The organism is Pseudomonas sp. FSL R10-0399 (genome assembly GCF_009600165.1).
Taxonomy (GTDB): Bacteria; Pseudomonadota; Gammaproteobacteria; order Pseudomonadales; family Pseudomonadaceae; genus Aquipseudomonas; species Aquipseudomonas helleri.
Map to the genome: position 1 here is coordinate 20478 of NZ_WIWK01000003.1, position 15162 is coordinate 35639.

14 protein-coding genes are annotated in these 15162 nt (G+C 55.7%); 4 read left to right on the forward strand and 10 right to left on the reverse strand.

What is annotated here, in order from left to right; translation table 11 throughout:
- Positions 1-68: 68 nt before the first annotated feature.
- From efeO (GHO41_RS01330) to GHO41_RS01350, 5 genes are all read right to left on the reverse strand, one after another.
- Entirely contained in the window at positions 69-893 is an 825-nt protein-coding gene (efeO, locus tag GHO41_RS01330; RefSeq protein ID WP_048371765.1) for an iron uptake system protein EfeO, read from the reverse strand.
- Between the two features lie 42 nt (positions 894-935).
- Positions 936-2255 (reverse strand): iron uptake transporter deferrochelatase/peroxidase subunit, encoded by a 1320-nt coding sequence (gene efeB, locus GHO41_RS01335; RefSeq protein ID WP_153432710.1) that lies wholly within the window; start codon positions 2253-2255, stop codon positions 936-938.
- A gap of 16 nt (positions 2256-2271) precedes the next feature.
- A complete protein-coding gene (gene efeO, locus GHO41_RS01340; protein ID WP_153432712.1) occupies positions 2272-3465 on the reverse strand; it encodes an iron uptake system protein EfeO in 1194 nt (397 codons plus the stop codon).
- An 8-nt stretch (positions 3466-3473) separates the two neighbouring features.
- Positions 3474-4316 (reverse strand): iron uptake transporter permease EfeU, encoded by an 843-nt coding sequence (efeU, locus tag GHO41_RS01345; RefSeq protein ID WP_153432714.1) that lies wholly within the window; start codon positions 4314-4316, stop codon positions 3474-3476.
- A 165-nt stretch (positions 4317-4481) separates the two neighbouring features.
- Positions 4482-5483 (reverse strand): DNA-binding protein, encoded by a 1002-nt coding sequence (locus tag GHO41_RS01350; RefSeq protein WP_153432716.1) that lies wholly within the window; start codon positions 5481-5483, stop codon positions 4482-4484.
- 178 nt (positions 5484-5661) lie between these two features.
- Between GHO41_RS01350 and GHO41_RS01355 the strand changes: the two genes are divergently transcribed.
- The 3 genes from GHO41_RS01355 (at position 5662) to ahpF (ending at position 9024) form a co-directional block, all read left to right on the forward strand.
- Positions 5662-6600 (forward strand): site-specific integrase, encoded by a 939-nt coding sequence (locus tag GHO41_RS01355; RefSeq protein WP_153389808.1) that lies wholly within the window; start codon positions 5662-5664, stop codon positions 6598-6600.
- A gap of 172 nt (positions 6601-6772) precedes the next feature.
- Positions 6773-7336, forward strand: coding sequence for an alkyl hydroperoxide reductase subunit C (gene ahpC, locus GHO41_RS01360; RefSeq protein WP_016780891.1), 564 nt, complete (start codon positions 6773-6775; stop codon positions 7334-7336).
- 125 nt (positions 7337-7461) lie between these two features.
- Positions 7462-9024 carry an alkyl hydroperoxide reductase subunit F gene (ahpF, locus tag GHO41_RS01365; RefSeq protein WP_153330304.1) on the forward strand — a complete coding sequence of 521 codons (1563 nt, stop codon included), beginning with the start codon at positions 7462-7464 and terminating at the stop codon, positions 9022-9024.
- A 93-nt stretch (positions 9025-9117) separates the two neighbouring features.
- Here ahpF and GHO41_RS01370 read toward each other — a convergent pair whose 3' ends face one another.
- The 4 genes from GHO41_RS01370 to GHO41_RS01385 form a co-directional block, all read right to left on the reverse strand.
- Positions 9118-9762: a TetR/AcrR family transcriptional regulator gene (locus GHO41_RS01370; RefSeq protein WP_305977927.1), complete on the reverse strand. Its 645-nt coding sequence runs from the start codon at positions 9760-9762 to the stop codon at positions 9118-9120.
- A gap of 104 nt (positions 9763-9866) precedes the next feature.
- Positions 9867-10388 carry a lactoylglutathione lyase gene (gene gloA, locus GHO41_RS01375; protein WP_048371747.1) on the reverse strand — a complete coding sequence of 174 codons (522 nt, stop codon included), beginning with the start codon at positions 10386-10388 and terminating at the stop codon, positions 9867-9869.
- A 466-nt stretch (positions 10389-10854) separates the two neighbouring features.
- Positions 10855-11214 carry a histone-like nucleoid-structuring protein, MvaT/MvaU family gene (locus GHO41_RS01380; protein ID WP_048371921.1) on the reverse strand — a complete coding sequence of 120 codons (360 nt, stop codon included), beginning with the start codon at positions 11212-11214 and terminating at the stop codon, positions 10855-10857.
- A gap of 218 nt (positions 11215-11432) precedes the next feature.
- Positions 11433-12989, reverse strand: a complete 1557-nt coding sequence (locus GHO41_RS01385; protein ID WP_153432719.1) for an EAL domain-containing protein — start codon at positions 12987-12989, stop codon at positions 11433-11435.
- A gap of 329 nt (positions 12990-13318) precedes the next feature.
- On the opposite strand from GHO41_RS01385, the gene hppD reads away from it, so the two are divergent.
- Complete coding sequence (gene hppD / locus GHO41_RS01390) at positions 13319-14395, forward strand: 4-hydroxyphenylpyruvate dioxygenase (protein WP_048371743.1); 1077 nt, start codon at positions 13319-13321, stop codon at positions 14393-14395.
- Between the two features lie 99 nt (positions 14396-14494).
- Here hppD and GHO41_RS01395 read toward each other — a convergent pair whose 3' ends face one another.
- Positions 14495-15133: a DUF1345 domain-containing protein gene (locus GHO41_RS01395; protein WP_048371741.1), complete on the reverse strand. Its 639-nt coding sequence runs from the start codon at positions 15131-15133 to the stop codon at positions 14495-14497.
- Positions 15134-15162: the final 29 nt, after the last annotated feature.

A 15162-nucleotide genomic window follows, 5' to 3' on the forward strand; every position in this document is an offset into this window, starting at 1 on the left:
CGCAAAAAACAGCGCCAACCTGCGGATTTGTGAAGTGCGTCACACAGATTGGCGCTGCTCAAGCGGGTTTAGTTCAAGCCCAGCTTGCCGCGCAATGTAGACAGGTCTTCGGCCAAAGTGTTAACCGGGCCAACCAGTGCCTTACGATCGTTATCCTTGACCTTGTCGTAGGTTTCAAAACCGCCATCTTTGGTTTTGTACTTGGCCAGAATCTTGTCAACCGTGGCAAAGTTTTTGTCGACCTTGTCGGCAAAAGCTTTGTCATTGGCTGCAATTTGCGGACGGAACAGGTCGAAAATCTTCTTCGCGCCGTCTACGTTGCCCTGGAAGTCATACAGGTCGGTATGGCTGTAACGGTCTTCTTCGCCAGAAATCTTGGTCGCAGCCACTTCTTCCATCAGCGCAGCCGCACCGCCCACGACTTTATCTGGCGGGAAGGTTAGACCGGCAACGCGGGTTTGCAAGTCTTTGACGTCGGCATTGAGTTTGTCAGCCAGCACATCGAGGCCTTTGGTGGTGTTCTCGGAGAACAGGGTGTATTCGATGCGGTGGAAGCCGGTGAAGTCTTCAGCGGTCACGCCTTTCTCATGGTCATCAACCCGGGAGTCGATAGACGCGTCGAGGTCACTGAACAGCTCGGCGATCGGCTCAATCGACTCGTAATGCACGCGGGTCGGTGCGTAGAGCTTTTTGGCGGTGGCCAGGTCGCCCTTTTTGATGGCGTCGGTGAACTTCTGGGTTTCTTGCGCCAGCGTGTCGATTTCATCGGTGACGTAAATCTTGTAGTCCGATACAGGTTGCACCAGGTCCAGTGGTGCATTCGCCGCGAATACCGAGAGCGGGGTGTGGAGCAAACCTAGAGCGATAAACAGTGCGAGCGGCGTCTTCTTCATGGGACTTTTCCGGTTTTTTTTAGGTTCAGGTTGGGGGTGAAATCAAGTTCGGGTCAGGGGCGCTGTGGCATTCAGCAGCGAGCGCCCAATAAAGTCCTTGTCGTCGCGTACGCCCGGCAAGGTAAAGAAGTAACCACCGCCAATTGGCTTGAGGTATTCCTCCAGTGGCTCACCATTGAGTCGGGTCTGTACGGCGATAAAGCCGTTTTCCAGGTTGCTCTGGTAGCAGATAAACAGCAGGCCCATGTCCAGCTGGCCGTTCTTGTTGACGCCGTTCGAGTAGTTGAACGGGCGGCGCAAGATCAAGTTTTTGCTGGTTTCGGCGGTGCGCGGGTTGGCCAGGCGGATGTGCGCATCCAGCTTGGTGACTTTGCCTTCGGGGTCTTTGCTGTAATCCGGCACGTCGGTTTCGTGATGGCCATCCATCGGTGCGCCGCTGGCCTTGTTGCGGCCGAAGATGCTTTGCTGCTCTTGCAGCGGCGTGCGGTCCCAGCGTTCGACGAAGTTGCGAATGATGCGCACCGCCTGGTAGCTGCCATCGACCGCCCATTTGGGTTCATCGCTGCCTGGCTGAACCCAGACGATGCTGTTCATCAGGGTGTTGTCGTTGGAGTCCGGGTTGGCTGAGCCATCACGGAAACCCAGGAAGTTGCGCGCGCTCTGCGGGGGAACGCCCGGTTTGGTGGGCGCTTGCGGCGGAACTGTGCCTTCTTGCTTCCAGCGCACCAGCAGCAGGTCGGGCAGGTTTTTAACGATGTCGCGCAGGGCGTGGATGTTGGTGTCGGCGGTGTTGGCGCAAAATTGCAGGCTCAAATCGCCATGGCAAAAGGCAGGCTCCAGCGCGTCGTTGGGAAAGCCCTGCATGCGGCTCAGGTGTTTGGGCTTGACGCTGCCCAAGCCGTAACGCTCATCAAACAGCGACTCTCCGACCGACACCGTCACGGTCAGGTTGTCAGGCGTAACCACCGGGCCGAGGATCCCTGAGTCGGTGGGTGGCAGTTTGGGGTCGACTTGTGTCACCGGGCCGCCCTTGGTCATAAACGCGATGCGTTCGTTCAGGGTGCGGAACAGGCGTTCGAGGTCTGCACGATCAGTGGCCAGCACGTCGAAGGACACCAGCATGCCGGCAGCCGGGCGAGGCGTGACGATGCCGTTTTGGTGCTGGCCGTGGAACTCGTGGTGATCCTGGGTCTTGTCGCTGCTGGGTGCCTGAGCCACTTGCGCATTGGCTGCACCGCTGGCGGCCATGGCCGGGCAACTGAGAGCGCTGCCTGCCAGCGCGGCACCGGCGACGCCCATGCCGAGCAGTACGCGACGACGTTGCAGGTTGATCTCATTCTGGGTGTTGTCTGAATCGCTCATGTGCGTCTCGTCTGCATTACAGGCCGGAAAGGCCGAGGGCTGGATCGATTCCATCGAGTGCATCGGCCAGAGCCTTGGCCTTGTTACTGATTGCTTGACGCTGGGCGGCGCTTACCGTGTCGTACGTGGCGTAACCCTGTGCGGTTTTAAAGGTGTCGAGTTCGGTGTCGAGTGCAGTGCTGGCGTTATCAATGTTGAGCAAGATGTCGGCATTGTTTTTGGCCAGCAGTGGGCGCAACAGGTCAACCACTTTGCGGGTGGTTTGCAGGTTGGCGGCAAAACCGTTGAGGTCGATATGGCTGTAGCGCTCTTCTTCGCCGCTGGTGGCGCGGGTGTCGGCCATGTTGTGCAGCGTGCGCGAAACGATGCTGACTAACTGCTCGGGCGGCAGTGATTGCGCCATCAGTTGCTGCTTGAGCAACGCCGCATTGGCTTGCAGTTGTTCGGCCACAGGCGCCAGGCCCTGGGTGCTGCGTTGATCAAACAGGCCATATTCGAGGCGATGGAAGCCGCTGAAGCCTGGATCCTGCTCGCGTTTTTCAAAATAGTCGGCGCGGGCATTGAGGGTGTTGTCCAGTTCGCCCAAACGTTGCGCGGCGGGTGCCAAGCGCTGATAAGCCTCGCGCGCCGGTACATAGAGTGTTTGCGCCTGGGCAAGGTCGCCACTGCTGATAGCTTGCGACAGAGCTTCTACCGCCTTGATCAGCGCGTTGCTCTGGCTGCTCACGTACACCCGGAACTCAGACAGCGGGCCGATAAACGCCACCATCGATGGGCGCGCCTTGGCCTTGGCTTCAGATTCGGCGGTCGGTGTGACATGGAGCTTGCCGCGCGGGTTGCTGAGCAGGCCGCAAGTAATGGCGTAATCACCGGGGTTGAGCGTGGCATTGATCACCTGACTCAAACCGGGGGCAATGTTTTCGCGCTCTTCGATCACCAGCACGCCGTCGAGGATTTCCCATTCCACTGCGCGTTCCGAGGCGTTGACGATGCGGAAGCTGTTAAAGCCTGCCGGAACTGTCAGCTCATTCGGTTCGCAGCTGTGCGGGTGAATCGTAACGGTGATTTCATTGCTGTGAACCTTGCGTTTGGCGGCGGCCAGTTGCGAGGCGTAATAGAACAAACCGCCGGCCGCGATCATAACGATCACCGAGCCGGCCACCGCCCAGCGCAGTGCGCGAGGGGGTGTACCGCTTGCAGGGGTAGACATGCAGGACCTTATGAGTTTGTCACTGAAGAGGGTTGAGCAACCTTTGGTGCGGGCGGGGAGCGAAAGAACATCACCAGGGCCGCGACCAGATAAATGACATAAGCGCCGAGCACGCTGACGGTGGGCGCATCTTGATAGCCGAACATGCCGGCGAGGACTGAGCCGAGCGGGCCGTCCATCGGCAGCGTGCTGCTAATGTCAAACACCACGCCTTGCAGGGCATTCCACAAGCCGGCTTCGTGCAGGGCCTGGACGGAGTTGGCCAGAATGCCCGCCGCTACTACCAGAATGAACAGCCCGGTCCAACGAAAAAACAGGCCGAGGTTCAGGCGCATGCTGCCGGTGTAAATCGCAAAACCGACAAAGATCGCCAGAATCAAACCGAGCAGAGCGCCCAAAGGCGCTGCCGGGCCCTCGCTTTGCTGGAAAACCGCGAGCAGGAAGAACACGGTTTCCAGGCCTTCACGGGCCACGGCAAAAAACACCATGGCGATCAGCGCAGTGACCTGGTGTTTGGAGCCGGCAAGAGCGTGATCAAGGGAGGTGTGCAGCGAGCTTTTAATTGAACGCGCGACTTTGCGCATCCAGAACACCATCGAACTGAGGATGCCGACGGCAATCAGGCCGACGATGCCTTCAAAGAGTTCTTGTTGCTTTTGCGGGAATTCAGCGCTCATCAGCTCCAGGCCGCCACCGACCAGCAGGGACAAGGCTGCGGCAAGGAAAACCCCGATCCATACCGCTGGCATCCACTGCCCACGCCCGGTTTGCTTAAGGTAGCTGGCAATAATGCCGACGATAAGCGCGGCTTCAATGCCCTCGCGCAGCATGATCAGAAAAGGAACAAGCATGAAGAGAGCACCGCGTCACGAATTAGTAGTGGCTAATTTGTAACATACTGATACGTATTGCTAAACAAGAATCGATTTCATTGGCTGAACGGTTGCTGAACGCATGTTCTGGGAGCGGGCTTGCACGTGGAGTTGCTGGCGCTGACGGGCAAGCCTGCTCAAGGGTTAATTCTCGGTAGCCTCTTTTGGGGTGTTGCTTGGGCTGGCAGTGAGGGTCTCCAGCGCCGCCTCCGCCTTGAGGGCTCTTAATGTCAAAGCTGCGCTGGCTTCAAGGGCCTGATTTTGCGCTTCTTTTAATGCCTGACTTTCTTGGGTGGCGACCCGCAAGCGTTCTTGCAGCAATGTGCGTTCGCTTTCTTGCTGGCTCAGTTGGGCGGTCAGTCGTTCATTCAGGTTGCTCAGTTTGTGCTGCTGATCGCTGGCTTGATTCAGCTCTTTGCTTAATACGCGGCTTTCACTGAGTACGCGTTCGTTATCGCGGTGCAGTTGGGTGATTTCGTCCTGACGCACCAGCGCGCTTTGCTGCGCTTGGCGCAATTCCATTTGTAGTTGTTGCAGTTGCCCTTCATGACGGCGCTGTTCCTGCTCGCGCTGCTCTTTGACCGCGCTGCGGTAATGCTCCAGCGCATCGCGGGCGTGCAGGTGTTTTTCTTCCAGAGAGCGGATCTGCTCGTCGCGGTCGTTGAGGCGCAGCTCGAAATCGCTGCACGCCTGATTGAGGGCGGCGTTGCGCGTTTGCTCGGTTTGCAGCATGGAGCGGGTGGCTTCCAGGTTCGCAGTTTCTTGCTGCAAGGCCGTGTTCTGGATGTCCAGCTCTTTCTGCAATTGCAGATGGTCTTGCTGCGCTTGCGCCAGTTGGTCGCGTAACTCTGCTTTGAGCTGCTCGTAGTGCGCTTCGGCGCGGTCTATCGGCTCTTGCGCTTGCTCTTTCAGGCGCTGAGCGAGGCGGGCGACCAGTTCGCTCAGCTCGTCACCTAACTGTTCGTGCTGCACGCCACGCCGGGAGTCAGTCTCGTCGAGCTCCTTGAGGTAGCGGTGGATCGTGGTTTTCGACCCGGTGTTGCCCATTTCAATTCGTACTGCATCGATGCTGGGGTGTTCGCCGCGAGCCAGTATCGCCGTGCGCGCTATTTGCACCACCGCCTTGTTTACGCCGCCACGAGCCATGGCCTTCTCCTACGATTATGTACTGTGGTATGTACCCTGTAATTACGTACTATATTAGCACTTTATTTTTGTCATTAATTGCTAATTTTAAGGCGGGATATACTGGTATTATCCCGTGTCATAGCGCCTGAGCCGTTTTTTAGGCGCTATTTCAGTACGTCAACCAAGAGAACAGGGCATGAGCGAGCTGGATCGCTACTTAAACGCCGCGACCCGCGATAACACCCGTCGCAGTTATCGGGCAGCCATCGAGCATTTCGAAGTGACCTGGGGCGGCTTTTTGCCCGCCACCAGCGACAGCGTGGCGCGCTATCTGGTTGCGCACGCCGGCCTGCTGTCGATCAACACGCTCAAGCTGCGTTTGTCGGCGATTGCGCAGTGGCATAACAGCCAGGGCTTTGCCGATCCGACCAAGTCACCGGTGGTGCGCAAAGTGTTCAAGGGCATTCGCGCGCTGCATCCGGCCCAAGAGAAGCAAGCTGCGCCGCTACAGTTGCAGCATCTGGAGCAAGTCATTGACTGGCTTGAAAGTGAGGCGAATATCGCGCAGGCCAATGCGGATCAACCGGGACTGCTGCGCGCGCGGCGCGATGCGGCGTTGATCCTGCTGGGGTTCTGGCGCGGGTTTCGTAGCGATGAGTTGTGTCGCTTGCAGGTCGAGCACGTCCAGGCGGTGGCAGGCTCGGGCATTACCTTGTATTTGCCGCGCAGCAAAAGTGATCGCGACAATCTGGGCAAGACCTTTCAAACCCCGGCGCTGCTGAGGCTATGCCCGGTGCGGGCTTACATCGAATGGCTGAATACAGCAGCCCTGGTACGCGGCCCGGTGTTCAGGGGTATTGATCGCTGGGGCAATCTGAGTGAGGAGGGCTTGCACGCCAATAGCGTGATCCCGCTGCTGCGCCAGGCGCTGGAGCGCGCCGGTATTTCTGCCGAACATTACACCAGTCACTCGCTGCGTCGCGGTTTTGCAACATGGGCGCATCAAAGTGGATGGGACTTGAAGTCGCTGATGAATTACGTCGGCTGGAAAGACATCAAGTCAGCCATGCGCTATGTTGAGTCCACCCCGTTTGCCGGGATGAGCATGACCGCTGAAAAACGCATTGGTAGCTGATCGACGTCAACTTGAAAGCCGGCCATTCGGTCCATATTTAGTTTTTGACTATTTATAGGGTCGGCTGATAGTCAAAACCAATCGTGAGCATCAGCTTTACCAATGAGCCAGATACGAAATGAGTTGTTAGGATTCACCCCATCAACTTTTCAACCCTGACGGAGAGTCAACGATGCCTATCATCAACAGCCAAGTAAAACCGTTCAAAGCTACTGCATACAAAAACGGCAGCTTCGTGGAAGTGTCGGACGCTGACCTGAAAGGCAAGTGGTCTGTAGTGTTCTTCTACCCAGCCGACTTCACCTTCGTTTGCCCAACCGAGCTGGAAGACCTGGCTGACAACTACGAAGAGTTCAAAAAACTCGGCGTGGAAATCTACAGCGTGTCGACTGACACCCACTTTGCTCACGCTGCCTGGCACAACACTTCGCCAGCCATCGGCAAAATCCAGTACACCATGATCGGCGACCCTACGCTGACCATCTCCCGCAACTTCGACGTTCTGATCGAAGAAGCAGGTCTGGCTGACCGCGGTACTTTCGTGATCAACCCGGAAGGTCAGATCAAAATCGTTGAACTGAACGACGGCGGTGTTGGCCGTGACGCTTCCGAGCTGCTGCGCAAAATCAAGGCTGCTCAGTACGTTGCTGCTCACCCAGGCGAAGTCTGCCCAGCTAAATGGAAAGAAGGTGAATCCACCCTCGCTCCTTCGCTGGACCTGGTTGGCAAGATCTAAGTCTGTGAAGACTAGGGCGGTGATCCGCACCTGAGTTGTCAGCAGCATCGCCCTCAAAACGCCCGGGCGATATTCGCTCGGGCGTTTTTTTTGACACAGAATTAAACAGTTAGGAGATCGCCCGTATGTTGGACGCCAATCTAAAAGCACAGTTGAAGTCATACCTGGAGCGGGTCACACAGCCGATCGAGATCGTTGCGTCTCTCGACGACGGTGCGAAATCCCGTGAAATGCATGACCTGTTAAAAGAAATTACCAGCCTCTCCAGCCAGATTACCTTGCTGGAAAACGGCAACGATGCGCGCAAACCGTCGTTCTCGTTGAACCGTCCAGGCGGCGATATCAGCTTGCGTTTTGCTGGTATCCCGATGGGCCACGAATTTACTTCGCTGGTGCTGGCCCTGCTGCAAGTCGGCGGCCACCCATCGAAAGCCAGTGCCGAAGTGATTGAACAAATCCGCTCACTTAAAGGTGAGTTCAGCTTCGAGACGTATTTCTCGCTGTCATGCCAGAACTGCCCGGATGTGGTGCAGGCGCTGAACCTGATGGCGGTGTTGAACCCTAACATTCGCCACGTGGCGATTGACGGCGCGCTGTTCCAGGACGAAGTCACCGAGCGTCAAGTGATGGCGGTGCCGAGCGTTTACCTCAACGGGGTTAACTTCGGTCAGGGCCGCATGGGCCTGGAAGAGATCCTTGGCAAGCTGGACACCAGCGCCATTGAGCGTCAGGCCGAAAAAATCAGCGCCAAAGAAGCCTTTGATGTGCTGGTTATCGGTGGCGGCCCAGCCGGTGCAGCAGCGGCCATCTACGCGGCGCGTAAAGGCATTCGTACCGGTGTGGCGGCAGAGCGCTTCGGCGGCCAGGTGCTCGACACCATGGCGATCGAGAACTTTATCTCGGTGCAAGAAACCGAAGGGCCGAAACTGGCCACCGCGCTGGAAGAACACGTCAAGCAATACGACGTCGACATTATGAACCTGCAACGTGCCGACAAGCTGTTGCCGGGCAAAGCGGGTGAGCTGCACGAAGTTAAGTTCGCCAGCGGTGCTTCGCTCAAAGCCAAGACCGTGATTCTGGCGACCGGTGCCCGCTGGCGCGAAATGAATGTGCCGGGCGAGCAGGAATACCGCAGCCGTGGCGTGGCTTACTGCCCGCACTGTGACGGCCCGCTGTTTAAAGGCAAGCGCGTTGCGGTAATCGGTGGTGGTAACTCGGGTGTCGAGGCGGCCATTGACCTGGCAGGCATCGTGTCACACGTGACATTGCTCGAGTTTGACACCAAGTTGCGTGCTGACGCCGTGTTGCAGCGCAAGCTCAACAGCTTGCCAAACGTAACGGTGATCACTAACGCCCAGACCACTGAAGTGACCGGTGACGGGCAGAAGGTCAACGGTCTGCGCTACAAGGACCGTGCGACAGAAGCTGTGCACACTGTTGAGCTGGAAGGCATTTTTGTGCAGATCGGTCTGCTGCCTAACACCGACTGGCTCAAAGGCACCATCGAGCTGACTCCGCGTGGCGAGATCGTGGTTGATGCACGCGGTGAGACATCGATCCCGGGGATCTTTGCTGCCGGTGACGTGACCACCGTGCCTTATAAGCAGATCGTGATTGCGGTCGGCGAGGGCGCTAAAGCTTCTCTGAGCGCTTTCGATCACTTGATCCGCACTTCGGCGCCGGATTGATTGCTCTGCAATAGAGTCGCGTTGCGTTAGCAAAGCCTCTCAGTAAACAAAAGCGCAGCCCACGGGCTGCGCTTTTTTTGTGTGCAAAATGGATTACGCTTTGGGGCTTGAATCTTTCAGCAAACCATTGGCCAGCGCGACGAATGCATTTTTTGCTTTCTCCAGTGCGGCCAGTGGTTGTGGATCAGCGGCGATCCACAAGGCGGCGCTCAATGTGGCGCCATTCAACAGCCTGGCTGTTGCTTCAACCTCGATGTCCTGGATGACGTGCTCGCTTTTCAGCTTCTCCAGGCAGTCCATGGTGCCCTGAATGCAAGCGTTCTGGTTTGACCACAGGGCAGGGTTGCCCAGTACTGCGGGGCCATCGAGCAGCACAATACGCTGGATTTCCGGCTCTATCGCCATCTCCATGTAGGCGATGCTTTCATTGATAAAGCCATCCCAGGTGGAGTTCGCCTGAGCGGTAATGGCGTGCAGGCGTACAGACGTCTCGGCGTCTATTTGCTGGATGACGGCCTCAAGCAAGCCTTTTTTGTCGCCAAAGTGGTGATAAAGCGCTCCCCGGGTCAGGCCGACATTGGCAGTGAAGTCATCCATTGAGGACTCGGCATAGCCTTTGCTCGCGAATGCTTGCCTGCCTGCTGCCAAAAGCCTGTGCCGCGTGTCTTCGATCATCTCTTTGCGTGTTCGTACCATAGAGGCGCAGATCTCCTGAATCCAATTCAATCCATACAACATACGTGGCGTATCTAATGCTACGGGCTTGATCGCTTCTGAACAACGCTCATGTTTCAGGCGTAAAAAAACCCATGAGCGATCATGGGTTTTTTGACGTGCGAACGTTACAGCGGGGTCGGCTGAATGATCTCGACCCAGTAGGCGTCCGGGTCCTTGATAAAGGCCAGAGACTTCATGCGGCCGTCAGTCAGGCGCTTCTGGAAGTCCACGCCCAAGGCTTCAAAGCGCTCGCAGGCGGCGACGATATCAGGTACCGCGATGCAGATATGGCCGAAACCACGCGGGTCAGTGTTGCCGTTGTGGTAAGCAAAATCGGCATCGTTTTCGGTGCCGTGGTTGTGAGTCAACTCCAGGATGCCTGGGATCGACTTCATCCACACGGTGCGGGCAGCATCGTCAGCCGGGATCAGGGCTTTATCAACCAGCGCCAGAAAGTACAGGCTGAATTCGGCTTCCGGGAAGTCGCGCTTTTCCAGCAGCGAGAAACCCAGGACGCGGGTATAGAAATCGAGGGATTTCTCGATGTCTTTGACGCGCAGCATGGTGTGGTTGAAAACGAATTGTTGGGTAGCGCTATCCGGTTGTGCGGTTACGCCAGGGACGTTGTTCAGCTCTTGCAGGCTCATGAACCCTCCGAAAGTGATGCATGGGTAAACAGTCGATGCACGAATGATACGGAATGTGACGGCCTGCGCGAACCCCGCGGGCAACAAAAGATCGTTGTTTGGGGTGTTCAGCGAGAGTGCGTGGAGGGGAATTGGCAAAATTCAGGCAAAAAGAAGCCCGCCGAAGCGGGCATGGGGCGCTAGTCCTTTAGCAGCCTCTATCCTGTGATGAATCGTGTGAAAAAACTGTGAAAGGGCATCGGTTAATTTGGCCTTTCATCCGGGGAGACTCCGTTCTCGGGAAATGGGCTTATTGTGCCTTGCGCGAGGGTCATCATTGTGACAATTGATCGTGAGTGATTATTAACATTTTGCTTAACGGCGCGTGTTGCACGAACCTCACACTGTCTGTAAGTCACGTTAGTTATGTCTGGGTTTAGTGATATTAAAAAACCCTGCCGGGCAGGGTTTTTATACTACTAAAGCATTAAGTGCGTACCCAGGACTCAACAGTGGCTGCGCCGTATTGTTCTTTCCATGCCTTCAAACCACGGTGATTACCACCTTTGGTTTCAATCAATTCGCCGGTATGCGGGTTTTTATAGACTTTTAAAACACGAGCCTTGCGCTGTTTAGGCGCTGCTGTTTGGCGCGCAGCTGCAGGGTTTGGATCCAGAATGGCAATAATCTCTCGCAGGCCTTTGCCGTAAGAGCTCATCAGCGCCTTAAGTTTCTGTTCAAACTCGATTTCTTTTTTAAGCCCGGCATCATTCTTCAAGGCTTCCAACTGAGCCATTTGTTCTTGAAGGGCCTTTTCGGCAGCACGGTATTCAGCAAGTCTGGACAAGGTCATTACTCCGGTCATGGCTTCGGCATTGACAGGGCCGAAGTGAATTAATGAGGCGAGGCAGCAAGGGGTAGACAGAGACCCGAGTCAACAGTTCAGCCGAAACACGAGGGCTTTGTTATTGACTGTCAATAAACTTCAACCTGATCGAAATTGTAGTTGTCATTTTTCCGTGCGCCAGCCGATATTCACTTTTGCTGAAGAATCACCTTGAACGTTTAAACCGACGCTCGATGTTGCGCCATTAAAGACTTAATGAAATCGTCGGCAGTTAACGGACGGGCATATAGATACCCCTGCAAGAACTCTACGCCTTTAAGTGCCAGGTACTCACTTTGCTCTTGTGTTTCGACGCCCTCAGCCACCAGCCCGAGGTTCAGCTTGGCGCTCAAGTCAATGATGCTGTCCAGGATCGGGCTGGATAATGCATCTGCCCCAATCATGGCGACAAAGCTTTGATCGATCTTCAAGTAATCGACATTGAATTCGTGCAAGTAGCTCAAGCTTGAGTGCCCGGTACCAAAATCATCCAGCGCAATCATGATCCCCATCGCGCGCAGCTCGGCAAACAACTGGTGGGTGATCACGCTGGGTATCACCAATTCGCGCTCAGTCAACTCCAGTACCAACGTGATGCGTCCCGGCGGGAATGCCTGAAGCAGCGCACGGCAATCGTCTATCAGTTCAAGGCTGTGGCAGTGATGAGCGCTAATGTTGAAGCCCAAGTGAAAGCCCGGCGCCATGCTGTTGGCGTAAGGCGCCAGTAACTGTGCAGTTTGACGAAACAGTGAACGGGTCATCGGCACAATGAGACCCGAGTGTTCCGCCAGTGGAATAAACAAGTCAGGCCGCACCAACCCTTCAGTTGGGTGTTGCCAGCGCATCAGGACTTCGGCACCGGCCCATTGTTGTGTGTCACTGCGCACCACTGGCTGAAAGTAAGGAATGAACTCTTCAGCTTCCAGCCCGCGTTGCAGCTCGTGGGTGGGGGAGGATAAAGACATACGCTTTTGCAGCCAGAGAACAGTCGCGCCAGAAACGCAGCCCAAAAATACAAACAGGGCCAATAAGCCCAAGTACCGGGCTTTAATAAAACGCCACAGCGTGCCTTCGCTAAACCCTGCCATGACGCGATAAGGATATTGCGCAGACGACACGCTTACAGATGCAACAGGATAAGGCGCAGGCGGTGTGTTACGGACCACTGCGTAGCGGTCTATGGAGTTGTTGGCCACTTGAAACATCATTTGCGTGTACGGGTTGATTAGACTCAAGACATTGATCAAGTGCAGGCCGTAGAGGCTGACAATGGCACCGGCCTGGTCTTGTTCGCGGCGATAAACCAGCAGCGGCTGGTCTGGGGTAACCGCGTTGCCGGGCATGAGCCACAACACACCGTTGTTATAGTCAGCCGCATTGACCGGTTCTTTAAAGTTGCCAAACAGGGATGTGCAATAAATCTGGTTATTCCAGACCAGATTCACTGAGCGGACAAAAGGGCGGCGCGTCACCTGTTCACGCAGGTCCAGTTCTACCTGTTCGCACGGCTGGCCTGCGAGAGGGGATACAACATCTGCGGCCAGCTTGGCATTGTCCAACATGAGATCGAATTGGCGAACGGCCTCTTTAGCGGTATCACTGGCTTCTGATTCCAGTGACCTGCTGGCCTGCCAGACAATGATAAAAACACCCAGGACAATGGGCAGTAACGCGCTGAGTACGACCAGCGCGTAGCGATCGGTCCATTTTCGGGTCCGTTTGAGCGTTAATGGCATTCAAGATCCCGAGGACTGATGGCGACTGCGGCAAGGTGAGATGAATAGACAAAGCCTAGCATTGGTTTAGGGTCATTTCACATGATGTAAGACAAACATGATTACGCCATGTAGAATCCGCTTACGCATACAAGAATAATGACCCCTGTCATCAGGCGTCACCACCGCGTAAGAGATGGCTAAATGAAGATATTCGGGTTTCAACTGATCTACGGAGATTTCCTGGCGCGCAGTGTACGCGGGATCTCCTGTGCGCCGCCTGTGTCCCTCAGCATTCTTGGCAAATAACCTACTGTTAATTGTAAAAATGACTCTGATGAGGCGCCAAAATGGCCGATCTATACGAAAACCCAATGGGCCTGATGGGCTTTGAATTCATCGAATTCGCAGCACCCGTAGCCAATACCCTCGAACCTATCTTTGAAATCATGGGCTTCACCAAGGTGGCCACCCATCGCTCCAAAGACGTGCACCTGTATCGCCAGGGCCATATCAACCTGATCCTCAATAATGAGCCGCACAGCGTTGCCTCCTATTTCGCCGCCGAGCACGGGCCTTCCGTGTGTGGCATGGCGTTCCGCGTAGCCAACGCGCAAAAAGCCTATAACCGTGCGTTGGAACTGGGTGCTCAACCTATTGAAATCCCGACCGGCCCGATGGAGTTGAACCTGCCTGCGATCAAGGGCATTGGCGGCGCGCCGCTGTACCTGATTGACCGTTACGGCGAAGGCAGTTCGATTTATGACATCGACTTCGTGTTTATTGAAGGTGTTGAGCGTCATCCAGTGGGAGCAGGGCTGAAGATCATCGACCACCTGACGCACAACGTGTATCGCGGTCGCATGGCTTATTGGGCCAACTTTTACGAGAAGCTGTTCAACTTCCGCGAAATTCGCTACTTCGACATCAAGGGCGAATACACCGGCTTGACCTCCAAGGCCATGACTGCACCGGATGGCATGATCCGTATTCCGTTGAACGAAGAGTCGTCCAAAGGCTCTGGTCAGATCGAGGAGTTCTTGATGCAGTTCAACGGTGAAGGCATTCAGCACGTGGCCTTCTTGACCGATGACTTGATCAAGACCTGGGATGCATTGAAAAAAATCGGCATGCGTTTCATGACCGCGCCGCCAGACACCTACTACGAAATGCTCGAAGGTCGTCTGCCTGACCATGGTGAATCGGTCGAAGCCCTGCAGTCGCGCGGCATTCTACTGGATGGCTCGTCGGTTGAAGGTGACAAACGCCTGTTGCTGCAAATCTTCTCGGAAAACCTGATGGGCCCGGTGTTCTTCGAATTTATCCAGCGCAAGGGTGATGATGGCTTTGGCGAGGGCAACTTCAAGGCACTGTTCGAATCCATCGAGCGCGACCAGATTCGTCGTGGCGTGCTTGAAGCCAACTAAGTAACAGCCAACGGCTGCAGGAGCGAGCTTGCCTCGCGATCTTTTAAACACGCTAAAGATCGCGAGACACGCTCGCTTCTGCACGTTTGGCGGTTAGTGTTAAAACAGCCCCGCTGCAATGTTGATCGAAAACCCCAGCACTGCCGTATTGAACAAAAACCCCAGCAGCGAATGGCCCAGCACTGCTTTGCGCATTTCGCGAGTGGCGACTTCTACGTCTGACGTTTGTACCGCAACGCTCAGGGTGAAAGAAAAATACATAAAGTCCCAGTAGTCCGGGTTCAATTCACCTTCGGGGAAGCGCAAGGCTGGCTCCGTCCCTTCGTTGTTATAAAACAACCGCGCATAGTGCAGGCCGAAAATAACCCCGATCATCAGCCATGAGCCCACCACGGTCAGCCCGGTAAAGGCGTAGTGCAGCAGTTGCTCGGAGTGACGCAGTTGGCTGTTGCCGGTGAGTTCGAGGGTAATCGCCGCCAAGCTGACAACCGCCGCGAAGCTCACGGTGAACAGCACCATGCTGGCATTTTCGTCTTCTATTTCTGCGGTGCGTTTGACGTCGCCCACTTTGGAGCGAAGCATCAGCCACAGGGTCAGGAGCAAGTACAGCCAGACACCGGCGTTCCAACCCAACAGAAACTTGGTGGTCAACGAGGTGGCGGGATTAAAGATGCCGACCGCCAGCCCCAACAAGGTGCCAGCGGTCAGGCGAGGATGGGTACGTGCAAGGTGCGGCATCGTCAATACAATCCATGTTACTGGGCGTT